Annotated in this window: 21 protein-coding genes; 4 read left to right on the forward strand and 17 right to left on the reverse strand. The window is 54.1% G+C overall.

Annotated elements, in window-relative coordinates; translation table 11 throughout:
* Positions 1-78 precede the first annotated feature (78 nt).
* Genes V4U84_RS22480 through V4U84_RS22490 form a run of 3 tightly spaced genes read right to left on the reverse strand, consistent with a single transcriptional unit; the run spans position 79 to position 3,839 of the window.
* Complete coding sequence (locus tag V4U84_RS22480) at positions 79-1,641, reverse strand: UDP-glucose--hexose-1-phosphate uridylyltransferase (RefSeq protein WP_334078038.1); 1,563 nt, start codon at positions 1,639-1,641, stop codon at positions 79-81.
* Positions 1,642-1,669: 28 nt separating this feature from the next.
* On the reverse strand, positions 1,670-2,659 hold the full coding sequence (gene galE, locus V4U84_RS22485; protein WP_334078004.1) for a UDP-glucose 4-epimerase GalE: 990 nt from the start codon (positions 2,657-2,659) through the stop codon (positions 1,670-1,672).
* Position 2,660: 1 nt separating this feature from the next.
* Positions 2,661-3,839, reverse strand: coding sequence for a galactokinase (locus V4U84_RS22490; RefSeq protein ID WP_334078005.1), 1,179 nt, complete (start codon positions 3,837-3,839; stop codon positions 2,661-2,663).
* A gap of 130 nt (positions 3,840-3,969) precedes the next feature.
* Here V4U84_RS22490 and V4U84_RS22495 point away from each other — a divergent pair, with 130 nt between their 5' ends.
* Positions 3,970-4,851: an AraC family transcriptional regulator gene (locus V4U84_RS22495; RefSeq protein ID WP_334075617.1), complete on the forward strand. Its 882-nt coding sequence runs from the start codon at positions 3,970-3,972 to the stop codon at positions 4,849-4,851.
* A gap of 62 nt (positions 4,852-4,913) precedes the next feature.
* Here the strand turns inward: V4U84_RS22495 and mgrA are convergent, their stop codons facing one another.
* The 3 genes from mgrA to V4U84_RS22510 all read right to left on the reverse strand — a co-directional run bounded on the left by mgrA (position 4,914) and on the right by V4U84_RS22510 (position 7,595).
* Positions 4,914-5,918 (reverse strand): L-glyceraldehyde 3-phosphate reductase, encoded by a 1,005-nt coding sequence (gene mgrA / locus V4U84_RS22500; RefSeq protein WP_334078006.1) that lies wholly within the window; start codon positions 5,916-5,918, stop codon positions 4,914-4,916.
* Between the two features lie 85 nt (positions 5,919-6,003).
* On the reverse strand, positions 6,004-6,780 hold the full coding sequence (locus V4U84_RS22505) for an NAD-dependent protein deacylase (protein ID WP_334078007.1): 777 nt from the start codon (positions 6,778-6,780) through the stop codon (positions 6,004-6,006).
* A 50-nt stretch (positions 6,781-6,830) separates the two neighbouring features.
* Complete coding sequence (locus V4U84_RS22510) at positions 6,831-7,595, reverse strand: HAD family hydrolase (RefSeq protein ID WP_334078008.1); 765 nt, start codon at positions 7,593-7,595, stop codon at positions 6,831-6,833.
* Between the two features lie 371 nt (positions 7,596-7,966).
* Between V4U84_RS22510 and V4U84_RS22515 the strand changes: the two genes are divergently transcribed.
* The 3 genes from V4U84_RS22515 (at position 7,967) to ilvD (ending at position 11,280) form a co-directional block, all read left to right on the forward strand.
* Positions 7,967-9,022 carry an acyltransferase family protein gene (locus tag V4U84_RS22515; RefSeq protein ID WP_334078009.1) on the forward strand — a complete coding sequence of 352 codons (1,056 nt, stop codon included), beginning with the start codon at positions 7,967-7,969 and terminating at the stop codon, positions 9,020-9,022.
* Between the two features lie 133 nt (positions 9,023-9,155).
* The gene (locus V4U84_RS22520; protein WP_334075622.1) at positions 9,156-9,416 is read left to right on the forward strand and encodes a general stress protein; all 261 of its coding nucleotides are present in this window, start codon (positions 9,156-9,158) and stop codon (positions 9,414-9,416) included.
* Between the two features lie 178 nt (positions 9,417-9,594).
* On the forward strand, positions 9,595-11,280 hold the full coding sequence (ilvD, locus tag V4U84_RS22525) for a dihydroxy-acid dehydratase (protein ID WP_334078010.1): 1,686 nt from the start codon (positions 9,595-9,597) through the stop codon (positions 11,278-11,280).
* A gap of 92 nt (positions 11,281-11,372) precedes the next feature.
* Here ilvD and V4U84_RS22530 read toward each other — a convergent pair whose 3' ends face one another.
* From V4U84_RS22530 to alaS, 11 genes are all read right to left on the reverse strand, one after another.
* Positions 11,373-12,800: a polysaccharide deacetylase family protein gene (locus V4U84_RS22530; protein ID WP_334078011.1), complete on the reverse strand. Its 1,428-nt coding sequence runs from the start codon at positions 12,798-12,800 to the stop codon at positions 11,373-11,375.
* A 92-nt stretch (positions 12,801-12,892) separates the two neighbouring features.
* On the reverse strand, positions 12,893-14,734 hold the full coding sequence (locus V4U84_RS22535; protein ID WP_334075625.1) for a peptidoglycan D,D-transpeptidase FtsI family protein: 1,842 nt from the start codon (positions 14,732-14,734) through the stop codon (positions 12,893-12,895).
* Between the two features lie 189 nt (positions 14,735-14,923).
* Positions 14,924-17,086, reverse strand: coding sequence for a methyl-accepting chemotaxis protein (locus tag V4U84_RS22540; RefSeq protein WP_334078012.1), 2,163 nt, complete (start codon positions 17,084-17,086; stop codon positions 14,924-14,926).
* 362 nt (positions 17,087-17,448) lie between these two features.
* Positions 17,449-18,783, reverse strand: coding sequence for a peptidase U32 family protein (locus V4U84_RS22545; protein WP_334075626.1), 1,335 nt, complete (start codon positions 18,781-18,783; stop codon positions 17,449-17,451).
* 48 nt (positions 18,784-18,831) lie between these two features.
* The gene (locus V4U84_RS22550) at positions 18,832-19,764 is read right to left on the reverse strand and encodes a peptidase U32 family protein (RefSeq protein ID WP_334078013.1); all 933 of its coding nucleotides are present in this window, start codon (positions 19,762-19,764) and stop codon (positions 18,832-18,834) included.
* 15 nt (positions 19,765-19,779) lie between these two features.
* A complete protein-coding gene (gene mltG, locus V4U84_RS22555; protein ID WP_416367289.1) occupies positions 19,780-20,808 on the reverse strand; it encodes an endolytic transglycosylase MltG in 1,029 nt (342 codons plus the stop codon).
* A gap of 133 nt (positions 20,809-20,941) precedes the next feature.
* The gene (locus V4U84_RS22560; protein WP_334075629.1) at positions 20,942-21,250 is read right to left on the reverse strand and encodes a DUF1292 domain-containing protein; all 309 of its coding nucleotides are present in this window, start codon (positions 21,248-21,250) and stop codon (positions 20,942-20,944) included.
* Positions 21,237-21,554: a DUF1292 domain-containing protein gene (locus V4U84_RS22565; RefSeq protein WP_334075630.1), complete on the reverse strand. Its 318-nt coding sequence runs from the start codon at positions 21,552-21,554 to the stop codon at positions 21,237-21,239. The genes V4U84_RS22560 and V4U84_RS22565 overlap by 14 nt, the downstream gene beginning before the upstream one ends.
* A gap of 12 nt (positions 21,555-21,566) precedes the next feature.
* The gene (ruvX, locus tag V4U84_RS22570) at positions 21,567-21,983 is read right to left on the reverse strand and encodes a Holliday junction resolvase RuvX (protein ID WP_334075631.1); all 417 of its coding nucleotides are present in this window, start codon (positions 21,981-21,983) and stop codon (positions 21,567-21,569) included.
* Positions 21,984-21,991: 8 nt separating this feature from the next.
* Entirely contained in the window at positions 21,992-22,252 is a 261-nt protein-coding gene (locus V4U84_RS22575; protein ID WP_148451291.1) for an IreB family regulatory phosphoprotein, read from the reverse strand.
* 134 nt (positions 22,253-22,386) lie between these two features.
* Entirely contained in the window at positions 22,387-25,011 is a 2,625-nt protein-coding gene (gene alaS / locus V4U84_RS22580; RefSeq protein ID WP_334075632.1) for an alanine--tRNA ligase, read from the reverse strand.
* Between the last annotated feature and the right edge of the window lie 357 nt (positions 25,012-25,368).

Genomic DNA, 25,368 nt, shown 5'->3' on the forward strand with positions numbered 1-25,368 from the left:
AAAACAAACCGGGCCAGAGAATAAAAAAGCGGGCTGCAAAGGCGACTTCTCCTTTGCAACCCACGGTCTACCGCAACCCTATTCCCGATAACCCGCCGACCGGATAAACCGGCGGAAGGCTTCCCGGCCGTTGTCGCTTACCTTGAACACGCCGGCATGGCCCAAAATTTCCGCAAACTTGCGGCCGACCTCTTCTCGGAGCAAGGCTTCCGCCTGCTCCCGGGCCAGCTTCGTCCCGTGACGCTCGATCAGCTCGCCGATCCATAAAGCGTGCACGGCAAGCGGGCCGGCAGAATCGGCGGAAAGCGCCTGCTCCCGCAGTTCGTCATTGCCGCTCAATAGGTCGGCGATATCGGCCAGCTCCTGTTTCAGCCGTCCCGGCAGAATCGCCAGCCCCATGACCTCAATCAAGCCGATATTCTCCTTCTTGATATGGTGCATCTTCCGGTGAGGGTGGAATATCCCTTCCGGGTGCTCCCCGTTGGTGCGGTTGTTGCGCAGCACGATATCCATCTCATAGCCGCCGTCCGCCCCGCGGCGGACGATCGGCGTGACGGTATTGTGCGGTACCGGGGAACCGTCGCTTTCGCTGAAGGCGAGAATGTCCGCCGCCGGATCGCTATACGCCTTCCATTTCTCGTACAGGTCGTCCGCCGCCTCCAGCAGCACCTGCGGATCCTGTGCGCTCAGCCGCAGCACCGACATCGGCCAGTGAACCAGACTGGCCGTAACGCCGGCAAAGTCCGGATGGCGGAACGAGGCCTCGATCGGAGCCTTCTCCAGCGGGAACGTATGACGTCCGCCCTGGAAATGGTCATGCGTCAGAATCGAGCCGCCGACGATCGGCAGATCGGCATTCGAGCCGATGAAATAGTGCGGGAAACGCCCCGTGAAATCAAGTAGCCGTTTGAACGTCTCCTTGGTCAGCTTCATCGGCACGTGATCGTGATGGAATACGATACAGTGCTCGTTATAATACACGTACGGCGAATATTGGAAGAGCCACGGCTCGCCGTTCAGCTCAAGCGGAATCACCCGCAGGTTTTGCCGGGCCGGGTGGTTGAGCCGTCCCGCGTAGCCGACGTTCTCCCGGCACAGCTGGCACTTCGGATAGATCGGCGGCGGAAGCAGCTTCGCCATGGCGATTTCCTTCGGATTTTTCTCCGGTTTGGACAGATTGATCGTAATCTCCATATCGCCGAAATCGGTCGGCTGAGTCCAGTAAATATTTTGCGCCACACGATCCATCCGGATATAATTGCTCGTTACCGACAATTTGTAGAACTCGTCCGTGGCCGCCTGAATGCCCTGGCTCTCCGCCGTTTGGCGGAATTTCGCGATCGTCTCCGAAGGGCGCGGCATCAACAGGCCCATGATGCGGGCGTCCAGCAAATCGCGGTAGGTGTCGCTGTTTTCGGGGATCAGACCGATCGCAAGTCCGTAATCGATCAACTTGGCCAGCGGCTCTTGCGGCCCCGAAAGCGGCTCCCCGTCGAGTTGGCCGGCAAAAGGCTCATCAAAACGAAACAGCTCCAGCAGCCGGTTCCGGGAGTAGTCCAGATCATACCAGTCGATCATCCCTTGCTCCAGCCCATAGTGGATCAGCCGTTCGATCGCTTGCTGCGCTTCCTGTCTTTGCATCACTTCAGCTTCCACAGTTCCTCACTCCTTAGTTGTCGCCGTAGCCGTCGGGATGATGAAGATGCCATTCCCAGGCGCTGCGGATAATATCATCGAGCTTGTCGCGCTTCGGCTGCCAGCCGAGCACCGATCTGGCCTTGTCGGAGGAGGCGATCAGCACGGCGGGATCGCCCTCGCGACGCGGGCTGACGACCACCGGAAAATCCCGTCCGGTCACTTCCTTGACCTTGGCAATCACCTCTTTGACCGAGAAGCCCTGGCCGTTCCCCAGGTTGAAAACCTCGCTTTCCCCGCCCTTCATCAGGTGATCGACGGCGCGAAGATGCGCGTCCGCCAAATCGCTCACGTGGATATAATCGCGGACGCATGTTCCGTCCGGCGTATTGTAGTCGTCACCGAACACCTGGATGGACGGGCGCTGCCCCAGCGCGGTTTGCAAAATCAGCGGGATCAGGTGGCTTTCCGGCCGGTGATCTTCGCCAATCTTGCCGCTTTCGTGCGCGCCGGCGGCATTGAAGTACCGCAGGGATACGTATTTGATGCCCAAAACCTGGTCGAACCAGGCCATCATCCGTTCCATCGTCAGCTTCGTTTCCCCGTACACATTGGCCGGGTGGGTCGCGTCGGTCTCCTCGATCGGCACCTTGTCCGGCTCCCCGTAAGTCGCCGCCGTCGATGAGAAGACGATTTTGCGAACGCCGGCTTGATCCATCGCTTCCAAAAGGCACAAGGTTCCGTATACGTTGTTATCGAAGTATTTCACCGGGTCCTTCATGCTCTCTCCAACCAGGGAGCTGGCGGCAAAATGAATGACCGCTTCGATCTCGTTCTCCGCAAACAACTTGGCAAGCAGCGTTTTGTCGCGGAGGTCACCCTCGTACAGCTTGCCGCCGAGCAGCGCCCCTTTATGACCGGTCAACAGGTTGTCGATCACCACGACCTCTTTCCCTTGATCCAGCAGCTCCGCTACCGTATGAGAACCGATATAACCCGCTCCGCCCGTTACCAGGATCGCCATATTAAACCTCTCCCTTCATTTCATGAACGCCGTTGCCGACGCCGCATACATAGAAATCGCCCTTAAGTCCGGTACGCTCCAGGTAAGCCGCGCCGACTTCCTGAACGAACCGTTCCACCGCATCCTCGTGCACCAGGGATACCGTACATCCCCCGAACCCGGCACCCGTCATCCGCGAGCCCAGCGTCCCGTCTATTTTGCGGGCTTCTTCCACCATCACGTCCAACTCCATACAGCTCACTTCGTATAGATCGCGAAGAGAGTCATGGGACGCGTTCATCAGCTTGCCGAACGCCGTCAGATCATTGGCGCTGAGCGCATCCACCGATTGCAGCACGCGGGCGTTCTCTTCCACGACATGCTTCGCCCGTTTCACTAGCACTTCATCCGTGAAGCTGCCGCGGAGCGCTTCGAAGCGTTCCGGTTTCAAATGGGCGAGGTACCGAATCTCCGGCTCCTCCCGCTGTACGATGCGCAGAGCCGCATCGCACTGTTCGCGCCGTTTGTTATAAGCTGAATCCACAAGTCCTCTCCGTTTGTTCGTATTGCCGATAATCAGCTTATACGCCCCGGTCCGGAAAGGAACCAGCTTGTATTCGAGCGTGTCGCACATTAGCAGAATCGCATGATCCCGCGCGCCGTTCGAAACGGCGAATTGGTCCATGATGCCGCTGTTTACCCCTACGTACAGATTTTCCGCCTTTTGGGACAATACGGCGATCTCCACCTTGTCCGTCGGTTGGCCTTCCATGAACAGCAGCGCATAAGCGGTTACCACCTCAATCGATGCCGAGGAAGACAATCCTGCGCCGTTAGGGATTTCCCCATGGAAAAACAAGTCATAGCCACTCGTTAAACGGATTCCCTTCTTGCCGAGTTCCACGATCACCCCGATCGGATAATCCACCCATTCTCCGGTTTTCGCCTTGCCTAGGTCATCCAGTGCGATTTCCGCCGTATAAGGTAAATTACTTGATGCAAATGTAACTTTTTGGTCGTCTCTCTTCCGTACGGCCAGCGTGGTTCCGAACTCCAGGGCGGCCGGGAGCACATAGCCTCCGTTATAATCGATATGCTCGCCGATCAGGTTGACGCGGCCCGGTGCGTTAAAGATGCGCACACCCTCGCCGCTCCCTCCGCAACGCGATATAAACATTTGTTCCATTTCCTGCTTTTTCATTTACCTGCACCCCATCTTCATGGAATCTTAAGTTCTTGTTCCTAGTATAAAGAAAACGCTTGTATTTGATAATGCATCTATGCGAGAATAATATGGACATATGTGACCTGAACCCAAGAGGAGTGTACCGATGCCCGAGAAAACTTATAGCGCCGCGGCCAACCCGGAAATCAGCGAAAACCATGATCTCCATGTCCTTTTTGCGGGAGAAAGCCAAACGATGGCGGAGCACCGTCTGGGCCCTAAAGTATACGATTATTATCTTCTGCATTTTGTTGAACGCGGAAAAGGAAGCTTCCGGACGGAATTCGCCCACTACGATCTCAGCCAGGGCGACTGCTTTCTCATCCAGCCCGACCAGCTCGTGAGCTACGCCTCGGACAATGACGATCCCTGGGGCTACCGGTGGATTGCTTTTTCCGGCGAGAAGGCGCAGACCCTGATCTTGCGCGCCGGCTTTACCCCCAAGCTTCCGGTCTTCCGCTCCGGCGAGGAGAGCCGGATCCCCCTGCTGCTGGAATCCGCACTGCAAGCGTTCCGCAGCAAGAAGCCGAGCTCCCATCTGGCCTCGCTCGGCTGCCTGTATTTGATTATGGCCGAAGCGGAGGAAAAACTGGTGCTGGAATCCGGCCTGCCGGCAGGCGAAACGGGAGTCCAGCGCATCGTCAAGCAAATGATTCACTATATGTCCAGCCAATATGCGCATCCGATGTCGATCGAGCAGATGTGCGCAAGTCTCGGATATAACCGCGCTTACTTATCCCGGATATTTAAGAAGGAGACCGGGCTGTCTCCCGTGACCTATTTGCTGAAGCTGCGGATCGATAAATCGCGGCAGTTGCTCCGCGAACGCTCCGAGCTGTCGATCGAACAAATCGCCGCTTCCGTCGGCATGGGAGACGCGCTGTATTTCTCCCGACAATTCCGGCGCTTTCACGGCGAATCGCCCAGTGAGTATAGGAAGAACGCCTCCGGCGGGCCGCACAACAAAAACACCCCCACCTCTCCGTAACCAGCCGGAGGATAGGGGTGTTGTCGCCGCGTAATCCGCCGATCGGTCTCGGCCTTACACCCTTAATGATCCCCGTTCGTATTCAAGATCGTTTCAATCCGGGACAATTCTTCCTCGGTAAAGTCTAGTTTGTTCAGCGCCTGGACGTTCTCCTCGATTTGGCTCACCCGGCTGGCCCCGATCAGGGCGGAGGTGACCCGGCCTCCGCGAAGGACCCAAGCGAGCGCAAATTGCGCAAGGCTTTGCCCGCGGGCCGCGGCCATCTGATTCAGCGCCCTTACTTTGCGCAGCGTTTCCGGCGTGATCTGCTCTTCTTTGAGGAAACCCGTTGCGCTCTTCGCCCGGGAATCTTCCGGGATGCCGTTCAAATATTTATTCGTCAGCAAACCTTGGGCCAACGGGCAGAAAGCGATGCTGCCGACGCCGTTCTCATCCAGCACATCCTGGAGTCCGTTCTCAATCCAACGCTCCAGCATCGAGTAACTCGGCTGATGAATCAGCAGCGGTGTGCCGAGCTCTTTCAGAATGCGGGACGCTTCCGCGGTCTGTTCGGCCGAATAGCTGGAAATGCCGACGTACAGCGCTTTTCCCGACCGCACAATCTGGTCCAGCGCCATCATGGTCTCCTCCAGAGGCGTTTCCGGATCCGGTCTGTGGGAATAGAAAATATCCACATAATCTACCCCCATCCGCTTTAGGCTCTGATCCAGGCTGGAGATCAGATATTTTCGGGACCCCCATTCCCCATACGGCCCCGGCCACATATAGTAACCCGCTTTCGTCGAAATGACCATTTCGTCCCGATAAGGGGCGAAATCCTTCTTCAACATCTGACCGAACATCTCTTCGGCCGAACCCGGAGGAGGCCCATAGTTATTTGCCAGGTCAAAATGTGTGATGCCCAGATCAAACGCGCGGCGCAGCATCTCCCGTCCGTTCTCAAACGAATTGACGCCGCCGAAATTATGCCACAGCCCCAGCGAAATGGCCGGCAGTTTCAGACCCGAGCGGCCGACCCGGTTATATTTCATAGATTCATAACGATCATCGCTTGCCGTATAGACCATACTCTTCCCATCCTTCCCGAAGTGAATTTTCCTTGAAAAACATCATAGCTCGTTCCTTCCGCTTTGGCAAGAAACCGTTTTCTAGCTAGAAGTCCGCGGAAGACTTGCGCTCAAGCAGATCCGCTGCTTGTTCCATTACTGCGCCGATCGGCTCAGCGATCAGCAAGTCGGCACGGTCATCATAAGCGGTAGCTGATGCGTTAAGCAGCACGATGCGGCGTCCCTTGAAATAGCCGATCAGCGAAGCGGCCGGATATACGGTCAGCGAGGTGCCTCCGATCAGTAGCAAATCCGCCTCCGCCAGGGCTTGAACCGTTTCGGTTATCACCCGGTCATTCAGGTTTTCTCCGTACAAAACGACATCGGGCTTAACGATGCCGCCGCAAGCGGAACACTCGGGAACGGCAGACGGGCTGGCCATCACTTCATCCAGAGAGTGGAAGCGCCCGCAGTCCATGCAGAAGTTGCGGTGGACGGACCCGTGCAGTTCAAGCACGCGGCGGCTGCCCGCCAATTGATGGAGCCCGTCGATATTTTGCGTAATCACGGCCTTTAGTCTGCCCTCCGCCTCAAGTTTCGCCAGTAACAGATGGGCCTGATTGGGCTGTGCCTTCCGGTGGATCATTTTCGATTTGTAAAAATCAAAAAACACCTCCGGATGCCGGTTAAAAAACGGGCGGCTCAAAATCTCCTCCGGGGAATACGGCGACTCCTTCTCAATTTGATATATTCCGGCCGCCGAGCGGAAATCCGGAATACCGCTCTCGGTGGAGACCCCGGCCCCGCCGAAAAAGACGATGTTTTCGCTCTCCCCGATCCATTCCGAAAGTATGGCGATTTTGGCTTGCGATTCTTCCTTCATTCGTTCTTCTCCTCCTTGCTCTTCCTAATCCGTCCCGTAATCCGTTACCATTAATAAGCCTCCAGGCTGCGGTAGCTGGAGATAATATGATCGGCATCCAGCAGATAAGACGGACCTTCGCCATCCGGCGCAATCCCGATCGTCAGGGCAACACCGGCCTGCTTGCCCATCACCATGTCGGCGTTGCTGTCTCCAATGACGATGCATTCCTCCGGCGCGATCCCGAGTTCCCGCATCGCGAGAAAGGCCATCTCCGGATCCGGCTTCCCCTTCACGACCCGTTCCCGGCCGACCACGGATTGGAACCGGCCGCGGAAACCGAGCCAGCCCAGGTGCTTCAACGCCTCGGAGGTCGTGTCCGACGTAACCACGCCGAGCCGCAGGCCAGCTCTTTCGCACGAGTTCAAAAAGTCGCTCAATCCCGGCAGCGGCTGGGCGCTTCTATGTTTCTCCACCTCCACCATCGCGGAAACGCTGAATTGCCTGACTTGAACCAGCGCTTCATTCCACGGCACGCCGGCCGCATACAACTGCCAGGCGAGCAGCGCCGTCATTTCTTCCTCTGTTCCCATCGCGAGCGGGCCGGTCTTGTCATATCCGCTCACCTGCCCCTCTGCGTTGTATTGAAGCCCGATCAAACGCCGCTTGGGAACGGGAAGTTCCGCCCCGAGCACCCCAAGATGGGCCACAAGCAGCTCGGTTAGCGTCCGCGCCCAATTCCCCCACAGCTGCAGGAAATCGAGCAAAGTCCCATCCTTATCGAACAGAATTCCCCGGCAAGGAACCGCCCGGTCATGAATTCGGATCGCCGGCACTATCGTCCCCCCCTGTCTTCCTTTAAATAGTTCCCCTAAACAAACTAAACTTATATACTCTAAAAACATTGTACTCCGTGATCATTCAGGAGACAAAATTTTCCCTACTCGGGGTTTCATTGGATAGACACAAAAATGATCAATGGCAGCGTTTTCAATTGTGATTAATATCACAAGAATTTAAGAGAATTCAAAGTACTTTTATTATGAGAATATATTTAAAATTTTAGTTTTTTTCACGCCGGGTTGTCTGGTCCGTTTAAATTCTACTTCACCGCTCAGCCGCCGTTATCCGCAATTTCAGGCATCCCGTTAATCTCGACCAAACAATTGGCTATAAGCATCAAATCCATGGGGGAGGAGTTTTACGTATGTCGGCACATCAGCTAAATCCCAGAGGTGAAACGTTTTTCCTCAATTTACGCTTTTTGCTCATCGTCTGCGTTTTAATCGGCAATGCCGTTGAGCCGCTGATTGCGCGGATGGAGGGACTCCATACGCTGTACCTATGGATATTTACCTTCCATATGCCCTTGTTCGTCTTTGTTACGGGGTATTTTGCCAAGTCCAGCCTGACCGGCACCGCCGGCCGCAAAATCATGCTGCAGATCGGCATGCAGTATATCATTTTCCAGTCCCTGTATTCGGTGCTGGATCTAACCGTCTTTCATGTCAAAGATATTCATCATTCCTTTTTCGCTCCCTTCTTGTTGCTCTGGTTCCTGGCCAGCCATTTATGTTGGCGGCTTCTGCTGCTGGCGATGCGCAAATGGTCCCCGTTGCAACAGGTTGGGGCGGCCGTTACCCTCGGGGTGCTCGTCGGCTATCTCCCGTTGGACGGAACCTGGCTCAGCGTTTCGCGAACCTTCGTGTTTCTGCCGTTTTTCATCGCCGGCTATCATTTTTCCTTCGAGGCTTTGGAGAAGAGATTGACCCGCGAGGTTCGGATGGCCGGAATCCTCTTGTCCGCCGGATTATTCGCCGCTATCCTTCTGGGCGGGAACCGTTTGGTTCCGGGCTGGCTCTACGGGAGCATGACTTATATGCAGCTTCATCATGAAGAGTGGTATGCGGGCCTGTATCGGCTGGCCTTGTATGGCCTGCAGCTCATTGCCGGCGCGGTTTTTCTCTCTTTCGTGCCCAAGCGCGAGAACCTTCTGACGGAATACGGCCGCCGGACGCTATATGTCTTTCTGCTCCATGGCCTCATCATCCGCTTGGCTGTGGCATCGCCGCTGTATGGCCGGCTGGAGGGAGCCCTTGCCGGAGTTGCCGTCATTATGGCGGCGTTCGGTCTGACCCTGCTGCTCAGCCAGCCCATTGTCCGAAAATGGACCTCCTTCGCGATCGAACCTCCGGTTCAGTGGGTACTAAATTTGGAGCGTAAAGCCTTCGGCAGCTTTGGCGCCATCGGCAAACACCAATGATGAGAAATCAGGGCTTGGAGCAAATTCAAATAGAAGATTTTAGTTATTCTGTTAAATCTGGTTTCAAGGCGGCTGCCCGTGGTAAATAACTGTTACGAACTAACACACCAAAACGACCTAAGGAGTGATAAGCATGGCACAGGACAAAAGAAAAATGAGCCGTGAAGAAGCAGGCCGTTTGGGCGGGCAAGCTACCGCCAAAAATCACGGTAAGGAATTCTATCAGGAGATCGGTCAAAAAGGCGGCGAAGCCACTTCCCGAAATCATGACCGCGAGTTCTACCAAGAAATCGGTCAAAAGGGCGGCGAAGCTACCTCCGAAAAACACGATAAAGAATTTTACCGTGAAATTGGCCGCAAAGGCGGCGAAGCGCGCAATAATAACAATAAATAACGAAACGGTCATCAGCGCTGTTTCTTAATGAAGAAACTCCGGTACCCACCGGGGTTTCTTTTTTCTGGTTGGTAGAAAAACCGGGTTATCTATGATAGACTTTAAAGAAAACCTTTAGCGGTGTAAAGTTCCAAAATCAATATATTTCATTATTTCAATCGTGGGGGGATCCAACATCATGACAGCAAAGAAAATGCGTTCAGACATGATTAAAAAAGGCTTCGACCGCGCTCCTCACCGCAGCTTGCTGCGGGCAGCGGGGGTCAAGGATGAAGATTTCGGCAAACCGTTCATCGCGGTCTGCAACTCTTATATCGACATCGTGCCGGGCCATGTGCATTTGCAGGAATTCGGCAAAATCGTGAAGGAAGCCATCCGCGAAGCCGGCGGTGTTCCTTTTGAATTCAATACGATCGGGGTTGACGACGGGATCGCCATGGGCCATATCGGCATGCGCTATTCCCTGCCGAGCCGGGAAATTATCGCCGATTCGCTGGAAACCGTCGTATCCGCGCACTGGTTCGACGGCATGGTCTGCATTCCGAACTGCGACAAGATTACGCCGGGGATGATGATGGGCGCGCTCCGCGTCAACATCCCAACCGTGTTCGTCAGCGGCGGGCCGATGAAGGCGGGCGTGGACAGCAAGGGTCGCAAGCTCTCGCTCACCTCGGTATTTGAAGGCGTCGGCGCTCACCAAGCCGGACAGATCAGCGATGACGATCTGCTAGAGCTTGAACAATACGGCTGTCCGACCTGCGGTTCCTGCTCCGGTATGTTCACGGCGAACTCCATGAACTGCCTAGCGGAAGCGCTGGGTCTTGCTCTCCCGGGTAACGGAACGATCCTGGCTGTAGCCGAAGAGCGCAGAGAATTCGTCAGACAATCCGCACGCCAACTGATGGAACTGATCAAGCTCGACCTTAAACCGCGCGATATCGTCACGCAGGAGTCGATCGACAATGCTTTCGCGCTCGATATGGCGATGGGCGGCTCCACCAATACCGTGCTTCATACACTCGCACTCGCGCAGGAAGCCGGCATCGATTATCCGCTGGAGCGGATTAACGAAGTGGCTAACCGTGTCCCGCATATCGCGAAGCTGGCACCGGCTTCCGATCTTTTCATCGAGGACGTTCACCGGGCTGGCGGCGTAAGCGCCGTGCTGCACGAGCTGCTTAAGAAGCCCGGCGCCATTTTCGGGGACCGGATTACCGTGACCGGAAAGAGCATTGCCGAAAACGTGGCGGGCTGCGAAATCCTGGATCATAACGTCATTCGCCCGATCGCTAATCCGCATTCGGAGAAAGGCGGACTGGCCATTCTGTACGGCAACCTGGCTCCGGAGGGCTCCGTCATTAAAGTCGGAGCGGTCGATCCTTCGGTCGGCGGTTATCATAAAGGGCCGGCCATCTGCTTCGACTCTCAGGAGCAAGCGTTGGAAGGCATCGCCAACGGCAAAGTGAAGGAAGGCTGCGTTGTCGTCATCCGCTATGAAGGACCTAAGGGCGGTCCGGGGATGCCTGAAATGCTGGCGCCTACCTCCCAGATCGTCGGCATGGGCCTGGGCGCCAAGGTGGGCCTCATTACGGACGGCCGCTTCTCGGGCGCTTCCCGCGGGATCAGTATCGGCCACATTTCTCCGGAGGCGGCCGAGGGCGGACCAATCGCCTTTGTCGAGGACGGGGACATCATCGAGCTGGATCTGAACAACCGGAAGATCGAGCTGCATGTCGACGATGAGGAACTTGCCCGCCGCCGGGCCAACTGGAAAGGCTTTGAGCCGAAAGTGAAGACCGGGTATTTGGCCCGTTACTCGAAGCTCGTAACCAACGCCAGCTCCGGCGGTGTTATGAAGATTTAATTTTAGTCGGTTCCATCTAAAGAAAATGCGCCCGCAGGAAGCTCCTGCGGGCGCATTTTGTAGACGTTTGGCATATTAAGTGCGATAAGACCTTAAGGACAGGACATGCTGGCATTCAAAACGGGCTCCTCTTCCGGAACAGCTTCCGGTTTGTCGTTCATTTTGCGCTTGGAATCGTCCTGCATGTAATGGCTGACCAAATGTTCGATCGGCATCAGGATCAGTTTGGGAACCAAACGCTCGGCGGACTGCTTCAATCTTGCCCCTCCGTCCGGATGGATGACTCTCAGCAGAAATTTGAGGTACAGCCGCGACGAGCTGGCAAACCAGCCTTTGGGCAGATCGGTTACTGTAAACCCGAATTGCTCCGGTCCCCGGTTGATCATGCTGACGCCATACAAAGCCTTGACATCATGCAGATCCGGGTGATTGGCGATGTAATTCGCCAACTTCGGCAGTTCCTTCTCCACGCCCCGAACCATTTTAATCGCCAGTTGAACCGGCGATTTCGAGCGGGAGCCGATTTCATACAGCTTCTTATTGTCAAAATGAAGCTCCATAATCCGATCTCCGTTATTCAGCTTGGCGCCCCCGTTCATCTCGACCGAATCTCCGTGATACGGCCGAATCCGGAAATGAAAGAAGGAGTCTTCTTTGTGTATGGATTGCACGTGGAAAAGTTGGTGAAATACCTTCTCCCAAAGCAACCATAACGAGATCAGTATTTTTTTGAAACGTGAAGCATCCGTAGGCCCACTTCTGGCCACCTTCTCTCCGTCAACGGGAACAGGTTTGCCCTTTTTTCCGAACTTGGCGTTTTCGGTGATTTGGATCAGATCGTCGATTCGCACGCTTTTCAGACCTTTCCGGTCTGCCTCCGTCAAGACCCGCTCCAGGGCGACCAACATTTCCCCCGGTGCTCCCCGGTTTGCGCCCAGTGTCGAACCGCAATCATGAAGCAGAAACACCTCGCCGCCCCGCAGTTTCCTCATCATCCGTTTCGTTAATTTGTCCGCTCCGATCCGTACTCGCCAATCGCTGAACATCGCCGACCATAGCACGATCTGCGTGTCGCCGCGCTTGGCGAAATCAAACAAATTCACGATGCCCCAAGGCGGCCGATAGTATATCGATTTCACGCCTGTAACGGCCTGAATGATGCCGCTCGTTTTTTGAATATGCTTCTTGACGGTCGCCGGCCGCATCAACCAATTGGTTTTATGGATGTAATTGTGGATCCCGATCAAATGGCCCTCTTCGTGCATCCTTTTGATCAGATCAAGATGTCTCTCGGCATTGGAGCCCACAACGAAGAAGGTCGCTTTGGCATCATACCGCTTCAGCAAATCAAGCAGTTGAGGGGTATAAACCGGATCGGGACCGTCATCGAAGGTAAGGGCGAACCTGCTGTCGCTAAGGCCCCGTCTGAAAACCCGGTATCCAAAGAGCCTGGTGATCAGGCCAGGTATAAACGCATAAAGCGATGAGATATAAAATAACCACAGCAGCAAAGTCTCCATGTGCTTTCCCCACTTTTCTATGATCATTGACTTTGTCATGCACTAAAACATAGCATCCTCACTATTTTATCACACCCGCCATAGAATTAGTGTCATTTTTTTGGAAAAGTGGCCGGATCCCCATGGGATCCGACCCCAGGCTTACTCTGTTCGGCAAGCGTATCCATCACGCTGCGGAACAAGGCGACAGCCTGATGCGGGGAACCGGCGGGGCGGTTCTGCACGAGCACGGCTACGGCATACCGGGGGTTGTCCTTGGGGCCGTACCCGATAAACCATTGATGGTTTCGTTGGTTTCGGCCACTCTCCCCCTTTCCCGCCTCTGCGGTACCCGATTTGCCGGCCAGGGGCCATGCAGCCTGAAGCAAAGAACGCCCCGTTCCGTTGCGGTCGGTGACCGTCATCCTCATCCAGGCGAGCAGGGTTCTTGCTGTCTCGGCCGAGACCCCCGCTTCCTGGCGGACCAAACGCTGCACCGGAAAATCGGCCAGGGTGGTGCCATCATTATATTGAATCGAGCGGACCAACCGCGGAGAGGTCACTTGTCCGTCATGAAGCAGGGTAACGATCAGATTGGCGGCTTGGAGCGGAGTCATCAGGACATCCCGCTGCCCCAGCGCCGTCTGAGCCATCACCCCGCCGTCCACTTTTCCGGTGGTTCCGAACAAAGCCCCTTTCTCCTCCTGATCAATTTGCCATAGATCGGCTCCGCCCATAAACGCTTGAGCATTCCAGCCGACCTTCCTGTTCAAGCCTAAAGCGGCGGCCGTTCTCTCCAAATCGGACGCGGTCAAGCGTTCGCCCAGGGACGCAAAAACGACGTTGCAAGAACGGGCAAAGCCTTCCTCTAATGTAAGGGTGCCATGCCCTTCTTTTTTCCAGCAGGCCAGTCCGTATTTGCCGTAATGCCCCGAACAATGAAATTTTTCGCCGGGATGGGCCACTCCTTTCTCCAAAGCGGCGGCAGCGACGACAGTTTTAAAGATGGAGCCGGGAATCGCCGCCTTGACGGCACGGTTGCTCCAATCCCCGCTTTGAATATCCACCTGCTTCGGATCGAAAAAAGGCCGGGACACCATGGCGACAATATCGCTTTGGTCGGTGTCCAGGACGACGACAGCTCCTTCCCGAATATTCATCTCTTCCGTCAACTTTTCCAGGCGCTGCTGAATCGCCAAATCGATCGTGGTGTTCACCTTGACCGGAAAATAGCGGTTCTTGGAGCTTACCGCTCTCGTTCCGATCTCGTCTATTGCCCGCTTTCGGCCATCCACGGAGTAATATACCCGGGTTTCGCCGTCTCCGTGTAAAAAACGGTCCAACGTTTTTTCCAATCCCGAGGCCCCCAATTGCAAACTTAAAGGGAGCTGTCGCTTCGACGGGTTTGCGGCCGCCAGCTTCCGCACTTCATCGGGTCGCTGGGCCGTGAAGCCCAGCCACTGTTTCCCATGCAGTCCCTCGGGGTAACGCTCTTTATAAGGAAGAAGCTCAAACCCCTTGACGACCGGCCACGGCAGCGATTCGGGCAGCGACTTTTTCCCATCGTCCATTGGATCATCGGGCCAGATGTAAGGTTTCTGCAACCCCATCCACAATTCGCTTAAATGTTCCATATCGGTACCAAGAAGGCCGGCCAATTCCCGTACCGACTTCCTCGGGGGTAACTCGGAGATGGGAAACAGCGTCGGTTTCCAGTGAATCTGTCCGGTAAAGGGTTCTCCGTTGCGGTCCGCGAACTGTCCCCTTCCGCTATCCAGTTCAACGCCCTCTTCCCGCTGCCGAACCGCCAGTTCATTCATCGTTTTTCCCGCCTTCGTTACCGGAACAAAAGCCGCCGTCCATTGAATCCATGCCACCCGAACCGCAAAAAGAACAAAGACCCCTGCGAATAGCATTAGAATATAAAATATGCGTTTCTTTCCGGATAATGACATGTACGCCGCCTCCATTTCTCTCTCCCATTATTTCCTGGGAAAAGTCACTTCACACCCTGGGAGAGATGGTACCGATGTCGACATTGCCATAACCCACATAAAACACGCCGACAAAAAAGACGGGTCGCCAAGGACAATCCGCCCTGACAACCCGCAATTTTAACAATGCGCTTATATGATTTAAATACCCTATACCGTAAACTTAGACAGCGAATCCTTCAACCCATTGGACACATTTTCCAGTTTATTCGACAACTGCACAAGCTGCTCTCCAACCGTTTGCTGCTCGCTGCTGAGCGAAGCCACCTGCTCGGAAGTCGCCGAAGATTCCTGCGCGACGGCGCTGACATTGCCCATCGCTTCGGACATCACATTCTGGGACTCGTTCAACTCGTCGATCGATGCCGTTACCGTATCCAGATGACGAATAAATCCTTCCATTTGCTCCTGAACGGACACGAAAATCTGACTGGTCTCTTTGACCGAGTTGATTTGTTCCTGGAATAATGGACTTGCCTCCGACAGCGCCTGGACCGTTTCGTTCATTTCCTTCTGAATGTTGTCGGTAATTTGGCCAACCATCGTAATCGATTGACGGGATTGATCCGCCAATTGGCGAATTTCATCCGCGACGACCATAAATCCGCGTCCTGCCGCCCCCGCCCGGGCCGCTTCAATGGTCGCGTTCAAGGATAAAATGTTGGTTTGCTGCGTAATGTTCTGCATGACGTCCAGCACTTTCAATACGGACGACGTACTTGCCTTCAAGGCATCCACCTTGGCCGTCAAAGCGTTGATCATATCCACCGTCATATTCGTCTTGTCCAGCAGGCTGCTCAGATAGCCGGTCCCCTGCTGGCTCGATTTTTCCACCTGGTGGGCGGATTCTTCCATTTCCTTGTTGGCGTAAATAACGCGTTCCATTTGGCGCGTGATATTCTCGGTAAGCGTATTGCCGCGTTCCGCCTCATTGGCCAGGCTTGTCGCGCCGTTGGCGATCTCCTCCGTCGCCACAGCGATCTCTTTCGCGGAAATCGCCGTTTTGTTGGAGGCCTGGGTCAGCTCGGCGGCCGTATCCAGAACATCCTTGGCCGATTGGTTCGTCTGTTTGACGAGGCCGGTAATTTGCTCCATCATGACGTTAAAGCTGGCCGCCAATTGGCCGATTTCATCTTTCGAATTCAGTACCATCCGAACGTTCAGATTGCCTCTGGCGCCTTCTTCCATCAGATTCTTCAGCTTGGCCAGCGGATAAGCGATCATTCGAACTATCCACATCGCCAACAGGATCGTGATTACCGCCACCACAGCCGCGGATATGTACGTTACAAGCAAAATTCCGCCCGCATCCTTGGTTAATTCGGCGGTGCCGACCGTACCCACCAGTCTCCATCCCGTGCTGGCTTGCGTATTAAAGACCGCCAGAACGTCTTTTCCCTTCGCATTTTTCGTATTAATGCTGCCGGTTTTCTTATCGCCCGCTTTTGCCAAGTCGATTTCGGACTTCTTGCCTTCATTCCCCCCAGTGGAAGATCCCACCACCACATTGTCAGGGGTCAGCATTTGAATTTCCGAGTTTTTCCCGAGGCTGATCTCTTTCAAATAACCGTTGAGCACTTCCAGATTAATGTCTGCAACCAGAACGAAACGCTTCATGCTGTTGACGCTTTGCACCGACCGGACGAGTCGGAAAACCTGCGTCCCTCCGCTCTTTTCAGGAACATTCAGCCAGGCCACACTTGGTCCCTTAGCAGCTTCCGCAAACCATGGCTGCTTTCTGGCCTCCTGAAGAAATGCGGAATCCGCGCTGCCCGAGCTAACATCTTCGATCAGGTTGTCCGCCGACATCATGTAAACGGCAACAATTCCTTTTGTGGAAAAAGTAATCCCGTTTAACCGGGTTCTTAATTTGTTCATCACCGTAAACCGGTCATAATCGGAAATGTTGGATAATGAAGCTTCCGTAATCGCTTTTTGCATTTCGTCGTCCAGGAACATTTGCTGCAAATTTTCTTCATATTTGCCCAAAACAATATCCAATTTCTGCGAGGTCTGAACAATCGTCTGCAGATTCGCGCTTTTGGCGTTCTTCTGGATCGTTCCCTTCGCCATTTGATAGGATATGATGCCGATCGTCAAGACGAAGAACATAATCGCGATAAAGAAAATCAGGAACAGACGGACGCCAACCGATTTGTTCGGGTTCAATTGTTTGGGAAGCTTGCTTCCCAATGCCGACCATGTTTCTCCACCGAAGGCTTTCTTCATGGTGTTCCTCATTTCATCGAAGCCCTTCTTCTTTGATTCCTTGTTGCTGCCTTCTCGGTTCTCTTTCTTCGGAACCAGACCCATTTCCATCACCCACCGCTTAGATTAGTTGTTGCACCCACAAACCTAGGCTTGTGGTCTTACTTTTTACGTTTACTTAACATAACTCGTCACTTACATCATTCGACAGCAAGTAAGCAACTCCTCTTTAATATCGGCATAATTCGGCCATGAATTTAAAGCTTGAGGTAAAAAAAGAACGCAAAACGCAAAAAAGGGACTTTTGACCTAAGCAAAAGAAGAGCGAATGTTTCGGATTCGCATACTTGTTGAATATTGTAAAGGCGTGTACGTTCAACAACATGGAACTGGGGGAGATTCTTAAAAACAACAAAAAAGCCCGGAAGTTCTTCACTCCACGGGCTCCTGCTATATAAGCAGCCATTTTATTTTTTCTTGCGCATCATATCGAAATAAGAAACGGGTTGATCCACTTTAATTTTGACCTTTTGCAGCGGATGGCGGGCGGCGTCCAGTTCATTCCCCTCTTCGTCCCAAATCGCGGTTACGGTCTGCTTAAAGAACGTACCTCCGGGACCGAAGAATTCCACTTCCTGGCCGGGTCTGAAGTGATTGCGCTGCTGGATGACCGCCATCCCGGTCTTCGCGTCATAGTCCATCACCAAACCGGCAAAATCGTAAGGCGCCGCCTTCTCCTCCGGTTCGTAAATATGGTCCTCGTGATCCGGCGTATCATAGAAAAATCCGGTATTGAGCGGACGATTCGCCGCCTTGTTGATCTCCTCGACCCACTCCGGCTTCAATACGTAATTTTCCGGATCGGCCATGTAGGCGTCGATCGCCTGGCGGTAAACGTTAACGACCGTGGCCACGTAGTGGATGGATTTCATCCGCCCTTCGATCTTGAAACTGTCGACACCGACATCGATCAGATCGGGTATATGCTCAATCATGCACAAATCCTTGGACCCCATCGTGAAGGCGTTGTCCTGTTCACCGAATAGCGGCAGCTGGTTCACCCCAAGCTGGAATTGCTGCAGCACGGGATCCCCCATCGCTTCCTCTTCGGAAATCCATGCTTCGTCCGGACGGCCATCTTCGAACAGGTCGTATTTCCAGCGGCAGGATTGACAGCAGCCGCCGCGGTTCGAATCCCGGTCGGTAAAATGATTCGACAGAACACAGCGTCCCGAATAAGATGAGCACATCGCTCCGTGTATGAATGCTTCAATTTCGATGTCAACGTGCTTTTTAATCTCCTCGATCTCTTCCAGGCTCGTTTCGCGGCCGAGGACGACCCGTGGGAGACCTTCTTCCTTCCAGAACTTGACGGCCTGCCAATTCACCGTCGATTGCTGAGTGCTGAGATGGACCTCTAAGCCGGGAACCGCCCGCCGGGCCGTATCCACGATGATCGGATCGGCGACGATCACGGCGGAAATTCCCGCGTCATACAGGTTGCGCAGGTACTCTTCAATCCCCGCCAAATCCTCGTTATGCGCATAAATATTGGTTGCCACGAACACTTTGGCGCCGTATTTTTTGGCAAATTCGACCCCTTCGCGCATTTCTTCAAAGCTGAAATTATCGGCATTGGAACGAAGGCCATATTTCTGTCCTCCGATATACACGGCATCCGCTCCATAATGAATCGCGAATTTCAGCTTCTCTAGATTACCGGCCGGCGCAAGCAGCTCGGGCTTCTCCAACCGGTAACGTTTCCCCGTGTATTTCCTGATATGTTTCTCCGCGGTTTGCATCTTCGTTCACCTCTTTGCGTGATTATGCATGACGATGCATGCGATTGATCAATAAACCTGTTCTTTGTAGAAAAAGCCAAAGGACAATTCCCGTTCCGGATCTTGGACCCGTCGGATGCTCTCGATCCAGGCCTCATCCATTTCATACTGGTCAGGATCCGCGATATACGCATCAATCGTTTTGCGATAAGCCTGAATAACCACTTTGTTGTATTCCGGGCTTTTGAGCAGCGTTTCGATTTTGAAACCGGCCACACCGGCCGCCAGCAAAATATGCAGGTCTTCCAAAATACATATATCGTCCGAACTCATAATATGAGTTCCGTTGTCATCCTCGTAAATTGGAAATTTCTCTTCTTTCCGCTCCGCCTCGATGAGGAACAACCCGCGCTCTTTCCCCAGGTCGCCGCCCTCTACCGATCGTCCCTGATGCATCATATAACTCTGGACCAGCCGGCGCTTGGAATGGTAAATATTCGTCATTCCATGAACCTGTACCTCGGCCTCGACTTGCAGGTGAGGCTGCATTTCCGTAATTTCGTCCATGTTCAGCTCACGGGCCAGTACGGCGCGGGTAGCTCCTTTACTTCCCCAGTAATTGGCGGTCGAGTAATTCGTCGAAGTCATTTCGGCATTCCAGTGCAATGCGATTTGGGGGGCAAGCTCCCGTACCGCCTGGAGCACTGCGGGATCGCCGAACTGGATGCCGTCTATGCCGGCTTCGGCCAAAACCTTGACATAATCCTGCAGTTCCTTCAACTGGTCATTATGCAGCAGCTTGTTGACACTGACGTAAACCTTGGCGCCGTGATCGTGACCAAGCCGGACCGCCTGCGCGACTTCATTGGCCTGAATATTTCCAGGCAGGCGCATGCCGTATCTGGTCTCGCCGATTAAGACGGCATCCGCCCCCGCCTCAAGATAAGCCCTGATCTCCGCTAATGAACCTGCGGGAACGAGCAGTTCCGGTTTGTACCCCATGATTATCCACCCCAGTTATTTGGCCGTAGCCTTGCTTTTCTCGATGTTCTTCAGATGCTCTTTGTACGTTTTGGCAAACAGATGCTCCCCGCTGCCGTCCTTTTTCGTCACATAAAACAAATACTCGGATTCTTCCGGCTCCAAAGCCGCCTCGATCGACTTCAGGCTCGGAGCCGCGATCGGACCCGGGGGCAGCCCTTCATATATATAAGTATTGTAAGGACTATCCACGCTCCGCAAATCGGAGTGGAGGAGTCTTTCTTTCGATTTTCCCAGCAAATACTGTACCGTCGCATCGATTTCTAGCTTCATCCCTTTGCCCAGTCGGTTGTAGATGACGCCGGCCACCAAGGCGCGCTCGGTATCGACGACGACTTCGCGTTCCACTAGGGACGCCACCGTCATTAGCTCATTCAAGTCGACTCCCCGCTGGGTCAGCTTCTCGCGAAAATTTGGAATTTGATCGAGACGGTCTTCCGTCTCTTCAAACATCCGCTGAACGATATCCGCCGCCGTACTGTCTTTCTTCAGCTCGTACGTCTCGGGGAACAGATAACCTTCAAGCTTGTAATTAAGCTCAGTATCCTCCGGGATATCCGCCAACAAAGCGTTGTGAATCCCTGTCGGTGTCTTCACCAAGCTCAGGAAAGCTTCTTTGTCCACGATTCCCTGCTCGGCCAGCTTGTCCGCCATTTGCACGACGGTGAAGCCTTCCGGAATCGTAAACTTGATCATCTCTTCCGCAACCACATCACCGCGATTGAGCTTGGCGATGATTTCGTCGTAAGTCACGCCCGGCGTCAGCTCATAAGTCCCGGCTTGAAAACGGCTGCCTTCGGACTTCCATTTTAGATAGGAAAGAAAGAGAAAGGAATTTTTGATCAGTCCCCGATCCTCCAGCAAATCCGCAATTCCCCCCGTACCCGTCCCGGATGGGATCGCCAGCTTGACGGGCTTGTTCGACGGTTTCACCAGCTGCATCCCGTTATAGATATAAACCCCTCCCGCCGCAGCAATAACAACCGCTACCGTGAGGAGCGACATCAGCCATTTTGACCCCTTCTTCAATAACTCAACCCCTATTCGTATCCAGTAAATATGAGAACAATTCAAAAAGAGCGGTTATCCCGCCCTTTCTTGGTTCCGATCTATAGTAACACAATCCGACCCGCCCGGTCTATTCCGGGAAGGTCAATTCATCGTAAAGCTCCGACACGTTCTCCCATTCCTCGTCATCGTCGATCGTAACGAGCTCCAGCGAGCCGTCAGCCGCAGCCACCAGCTTGAAAATTTCGGGTTCGTCTCCGGCTTCGCCATTCTCGCGTCGAAGAACCACGTACGTAGAACCAGCGACTTGAAATTCCTTCTCTACGTTGTAATAAGATACTTTACCTTCTTCATCTTCCAATTCGACTATAGGGCCGAAGGCGTCTTGGACACGCGTGGACCAAACAACCTGATCTGCGGAAAACTCAGTCACGGTCATCCTCCCCGTCAAATTCATCGATTAGCGTATTGAAGGTCTCCTCGACGATTTCCCATTCTTCATCGCTTTCGATCGTGTACAGCTTCAGGTCATCCCCGTCTTCCTCGTAACGGAATGCGTATACTTCTTCGCTCTCGTCCTCTTCTGGCCCTGCGGAATCCAGAGGAACGACCATCATATACTTCGCGTCCGAACCGTCGACTTCGAATTTCATAATGACTTCGAATTCTTCTTCATTGCCCTCTTCGTCGGGGATATAAATAATTTCCGGTTCTTCTTCATTGCCGATACGATCTTTAGACATGTGCGATCACCCTCACCTTTGACTCTTCGAGTCCAAATAATTTTGCAGAATCAAACTTGCGGCCATCTTGTCGACGACCCCTTTGCGCTTCTTCCTGCTGACATCCGCTTCGATCAGCGTCCGCTGCGCGGATACCGTGGTCAAACGCTCATCCCATAAATGAACGGGAATCTGAAGTCTTGTCTTCAGTTCCTCGGCAAAGGCCATACATATTTCCCCGCGGGGTCCCACACTGCCGTTCATGTTCTTCGGAAGTCCTACGACGACTTCTTCGACTTCATGCTCGGATACCAGTTCGGCGATCCGGTCAAGCTCGTCGCCTTCACGGCGGCGTTCAATAACCGTAAGGCCTTGGGCGGTCCAGCCAAAGGCGTCGCTGACCGCGACGCCGATCCGCCGATCCCCGTAATCCAAACCTAAAATTTTCATGCAAACTCCTAACGATGGCCTGCAAGATAATATCTGACCAGCTCTTCAATCAGCTCATCGCGCTCTTTCTTGCGGATCAGGCTTCTTGCATTGTTGTGGCGCGGAATATATGCCGGGTCCCCGGACAACAAATATCCGACCATCTGGTTAATCGGATTATAGTCCTTCTCTTGGAGCGCCTCATAAACGGCAAGAAGAATTTCCTTCGCCGACGCTTCCTGTTCGTCGCCGGCGACATTAAACTTAACGGTTTTATCCATGGAGTCCATGATGACACCTCGCTTCTTCAGACCCGCGCAACTGTGCGGCTGATGTTTTACCTATATTTACTATAACATATCATGGGCCCCATAAGGAAATTTTGGATAATCCCGCTTTATATTTTGAAGAAAAACTATGAATTTTATGCCTGCGCGGAAATCCATTGTTCTGGCAGTTTAAGGGCTTCGTCCAGCTTGGAAATGTCCTTTCCGCCGGCCTGCGCCATATCCGGCCGGCCGCCTCCGCCTCCGCCGCATACGGCGGCGACTTCTTTGACCAGCTTGCCGGCATGAAGTCCGCGCTTCACTTCCTCCTGTGGCACCACCACGACGAAATTCACCTTGTCGTCCATCGCGGCGCCCAAGACGATCACTGTATCCGGCAGCTTCGCTTTCAATTCGTCAGCCAGTCCGCGCAGCGCATCCATGCTGCCGGCCTGGACTTTGACGGAGAGAAGTTTGGTCGTGCCCACGGAGACCACTTTGTCCGTCAACTCGCCCGCTTCAATCGCGCTCAGCTTGCTCTGCAGCGATTCGTTCTCACGGCCCAACTCCTTGAGCTGTGCATACAAGGCGTCAATGCGCTTAGGTACGTCCGGCAGATTGGCCTTGAGCAGGGCGGCCGATTGCTTCAGCAGATCAAGCTGACCGTCCATGAAGAGGTAAGCCCCCCGTCCGGTCACGGCCTCGATGCGCCGCACGCCGGAGCCGATGCCGCTCTCGCTCACCAGCTTGAAGAGGCCGATTTCAGCCGTGTTGTTGACATGGCAGCCGCCGCACAGCTCCAGACTGTATTCGCCGACTTGAACGACGCGGACGATATCGCCGTATTTTTCCCCGAACAGCGCCATCGCTCCCATCGCCTTGGCTTCATCGATCGGTTTCAGTTCGATGACGACATCAAGGGCGTTCCAGATCTGCTCATTAACGCGGCGTTCGATTTCGGCCAATTCTTCCGGTGAAATGCTGCCCAGATGCGAGAAGTCGAAGCGCAGCCGCTGCGGCTCGACCAGAGATCCGGCCTGATTGACGTGCTCGCCCAGCGTTTCTTTGAGCGCCTTGTGCAGCAAATGGGTCGCGGTATGGTTCTTGACGATGTCCCGGCGCATCTCCCGGTTCACTTCCGCCTTCACCTTCGCGCCTGTCCGCAGCTCGCCGGAGGTGACGCTCACCTGGTGAACATGCTGCCCGTGAGGCGCCTTAAACAGCCCCTGCACCGCCGCGGTCCCCGCATCGCCGGAAATCGTCCCCCGGTCGCTCACTTGACCGCCGCTCTCCGCGTAAAATGGCGTACGGGCCAGAACAACCTGTCCCGACTCCCCGGCGCGCAGTACCTCGACAAATTCATCTTCCGAGATTAAGGCCACGATCTCGGTTGCAGCTTCTAGCTCATTATATCCAACGAATTCCGTTTTAGTCGTAAAATCGGAAAGGACCCCGCCCTGCACCTTCATACTGCCGCTGTCGTGACGGGCGGAACGGGCCCGCTCGCGCTGCTCTTCCATCGCCGCTTCAAAGCCGTCGCGATCCACCGTGAGCCCGTGCTCCGCCGCGAAATCTTCCGTCAAATCCAACGGAAAACCATAGGTGTCATACAGTTTAAAGGCATCGGGTCCGCTGATCTGCGTGCTTCCTGCGGCTTTGGCTTCCGAGCTCATTTCGGCCAGGATCGCCAATCCGTCCGTCAGTGTTTCGTGGAACCGCTCTTCTTCGGAGTGAATGACTTTTTCGATAAATTCGCGTTTAGTTACGATATCCTCGTAATACGAACCCATAATCTCGCCCACCGTCTCCACGAGCTGGAACATGAAAGGCTTGTCCAAGCCGATCAGTTTCCCGTAGCGAACCGCACGGCGCAGCAGACGGCGGATGACGTAGCCGCGGCCCTCATTGGAAGGAAGAACCCCGTCGGAGACCGCAAAAGTCACCGTGCGAATATGGTCCGCAATCACTTTCAGCGCCACGTCCGTATCTTCGCTCGTCCCGTAAGCGACCTTGGCCAGCACGGCCGTCTCGGCGATAATCGGCTGGAACAGATCGGTGTCGAAGTTGGAATTTACGTTTTGCAGAATCGAAGCAAAGCGCTCCAGGCCTGCGCCGGTATCGATGTTTTTATTCGGAAGCGGCGTATAGCTGCCGTCCTTGTTATGGTTGAATTGCGAGAACACCAGATTCCACACTTCCAGGAACCGTTCGTTCTCTCCGCCCGGGTAGCATTCCGGATCGGAAAGATCGCCGTACGCCTCGCCGCGGTCATAGAAAATTTCCGTACAAGGGCCGCAAGGACCTTCGCCGATATCCCAAAAGTTATCCTCCAGCTTAATGATACGCTCGGCAGGAATGCCGATTTTTTCATTCCACAGCTTGAACGCTTCTTCATCTTCAGGATATACCGTCACGGACAAACGTTCCGGATCGAAGCCGATCCATTCCTTGCCGGTCAGAAACTCCCAGGCCCAGGTAATGGCCTCCTCCTTGAAATAATCGCCGATGGAGAAGTTGCCGAGCATCTCAAAAAACGTATGGTGACGCCGCGTCTTCCCGACATTCTCGATGTCGTTGGTGCGTATGCATTTCTGCGAGTTGGTGATCCGCGGATTCTCCGGCTTTACCCGACCGTCAAAATACGCCTTTAACGGCGCCATCCCGGCATTGATCCAGAGCAGGGACGGATCGTTATGCGGCACGAGCGAAGCGCTCGGCTCGATTTTGTGCCCTTTGCTGGCGAAAAATTCCAGCCATTTAGAGCGAATTTCACTTGCTTTCATCTATGTTTCCTCCTCGTTTTGATTTCATGTTTACGCGACACGACAGATATGCCTCTAAACTCTCAAAAAATAGAAAAACGCCCCTGAAGATCAGGGACGATTGTCTCGCGGTACCACCCTGGTTATCGCCTTGCTTTCCGAATCCATTCATTCAGAAGAGAAGAGCGATCGCCTTTGACGGTCCGGTAACGGGAACCCCCCGGCGAGGGTTTAGGCCTCGCACTCGGAAATCAGCGTTTCTGTCCGGGGATCATCGGGTTCTTTCAGCCAATCGTTTCCAGCTCTTCATCTACAGGCCGCTACGGAACGAAGGAACACCTTCTCTGGGGAAAATCGGGCACGGACATACTTTATTTC

The organism is Paenibacillus sanfengchensis (assembly GCF_036864765.1).
Classification (GTDB): Bacteria; Bacillota; Bacilli; order Paenibacillales; family Paenibacillaceae; genus Fontibacillus; species Fontibacillus sanfengchensis.

Excerpts from the sequence above, each read along its gene's own strand:
- V4U84_RS22480 (WP_334078038.1), bottom strand. The coding sequence starts at position 1,641 with ATGCAAAGACAGGAAGCGCAGCAAGCGATCGAACGGCTGATCCACTAT.
- mltG (WP_416367289.1), bottom strand. The coding sequence starts at position 20,808 with ATGTCGCTCCTCACGGTAGCGGTTGTTATTGCTGCGGCGGGAGGGGTT.
- V4U84_RS22550 (WP_334078013.1), bottom strand. The coding sequence starts at position 19,764 with ATGGGGTACAAACCGGAACTGCTCGTTCCCGCAGGTTCATTAGCGGAG.
- ruvX (WP_334075631.1), bottom strand. The coding sequence starts at position 21,983 with ATGAAAATTTTAGGTTTGGATTACGGGGATCGGCGGATCGGCGTCGCG.
- V4U84_RS22545 (WP_334075626.1), bottom strand. The coding sequence starts at position 18,783 with ATGCAAACCGCGGAGAAACATATCAGGAAATACACGGGGAAACGTTAC.
- V4U84_RS22535 (WP_334075625.1), bottom strand. The coding sequence starts at position 14,734 with ATGTCATTATCCGGAAAGAAACGCATATTTTATATTCTAATGCTATTC.
- mgrA (WP_334078006.1), bottom strand. The coding sequence starts at position 5,918 with ATGGTCTATACGGCAAGCGATGATCGTTATGAATCTATGAAATATAAC.
- V4U84_RS22530 (WP_334078011.1), bottom strand. The coding sequence starts at position 12,800 with ATGGAGACTTTGCTGCTGTGGTTATTTTATATCTCATCGCTTTATGCG.
- V4U84_RS22520 (WP_334075622.1), top strand. The coding sequence starts at position 9,156 with ATGGCACAGGACAAAAGAAAAATGAGCCGTGAAGAAGCAGGCCGTTTG.
- V4U84_RS22490 (WP_334078005.1), bottom strand. The coding sequence starts at position 3,839 with ATGAAAAAGCAGGAAATGGAACAAATGTTTATATCGCGTTGCGGAGGG.
- V4U84_RS22575 (WP_148451291.1), bottom strand. The coding sequence starts at position 22,252 with ATGGACTCCATGGATAAAACCGTTAAGTTTAATGTCGCCGGCGACGAA.
- V4U84_RS22505 (WP_334078007.1), bottom strand. The coding sequence starts at position 6,780 with ATGAAGGAAGAATCGCAAGCCAAAATCGCCATACTTTCGGAATGGATC.
- alaS (WP_334075632.1), bottom strand. The coding sequence starts at position 25,011 with ATGAAAGCAAGTGAAATTCGCTCTAAATGGCTGGAATTTTTCGCCAGC.
- V4U84_RS22560 (WP_334075629.1), bottom strand. The coding sequence starts at position 21,250 with ATGACCGTGACTGAGTTTTCCGCAGATCAGGTTGTTTGGTCCACGCGT.
- V4U84_RS22515 (WP_334078009.1), top strand. The coding sequence starts at position 7,967 with ATGTCGGCACATCAGCTAAATCCCAGAGGTGAAACGTTTTTCCTCAAT.
- ilvD (WP_334078010.1), top strand. The coding sequence starts at position 9,595 with ATGACAGCAAAGAAAATGCGTTCAGACATGATTAAAAAAGGCTTCGAC.
- V4U84_RS22565 (WP_334075630.1), bottom strand. The coding sequence starts at position 21,554 with ATGTCTAAAGATCGTATCGGCAATGAAGAAGAACCGGAAATTATTTAT.
- galE (WP_334078004.1), bottom strand. The coding sequence starts at position 2,659 with ATGGCGATCCTGGTAACGGGCGGAGCGGGTTATATCGGTTCTCATACG.
- V4U84_RS22540 (WP_334078012.1), bottom strand. The coding sequence starts at position 17,086 with ATGGGTCTGGTTCCGAAGAAAGAGAACCGAGAAGGCAGCAACAAGGAA.
- V4U84_RS22495 (WP_334075617.1), top strand. The coding sequence starts at position 3,970 with ATGCCCGAGAAAACTTATAGCGCCGCGGCCAACCCGGAAATCAGCGAA.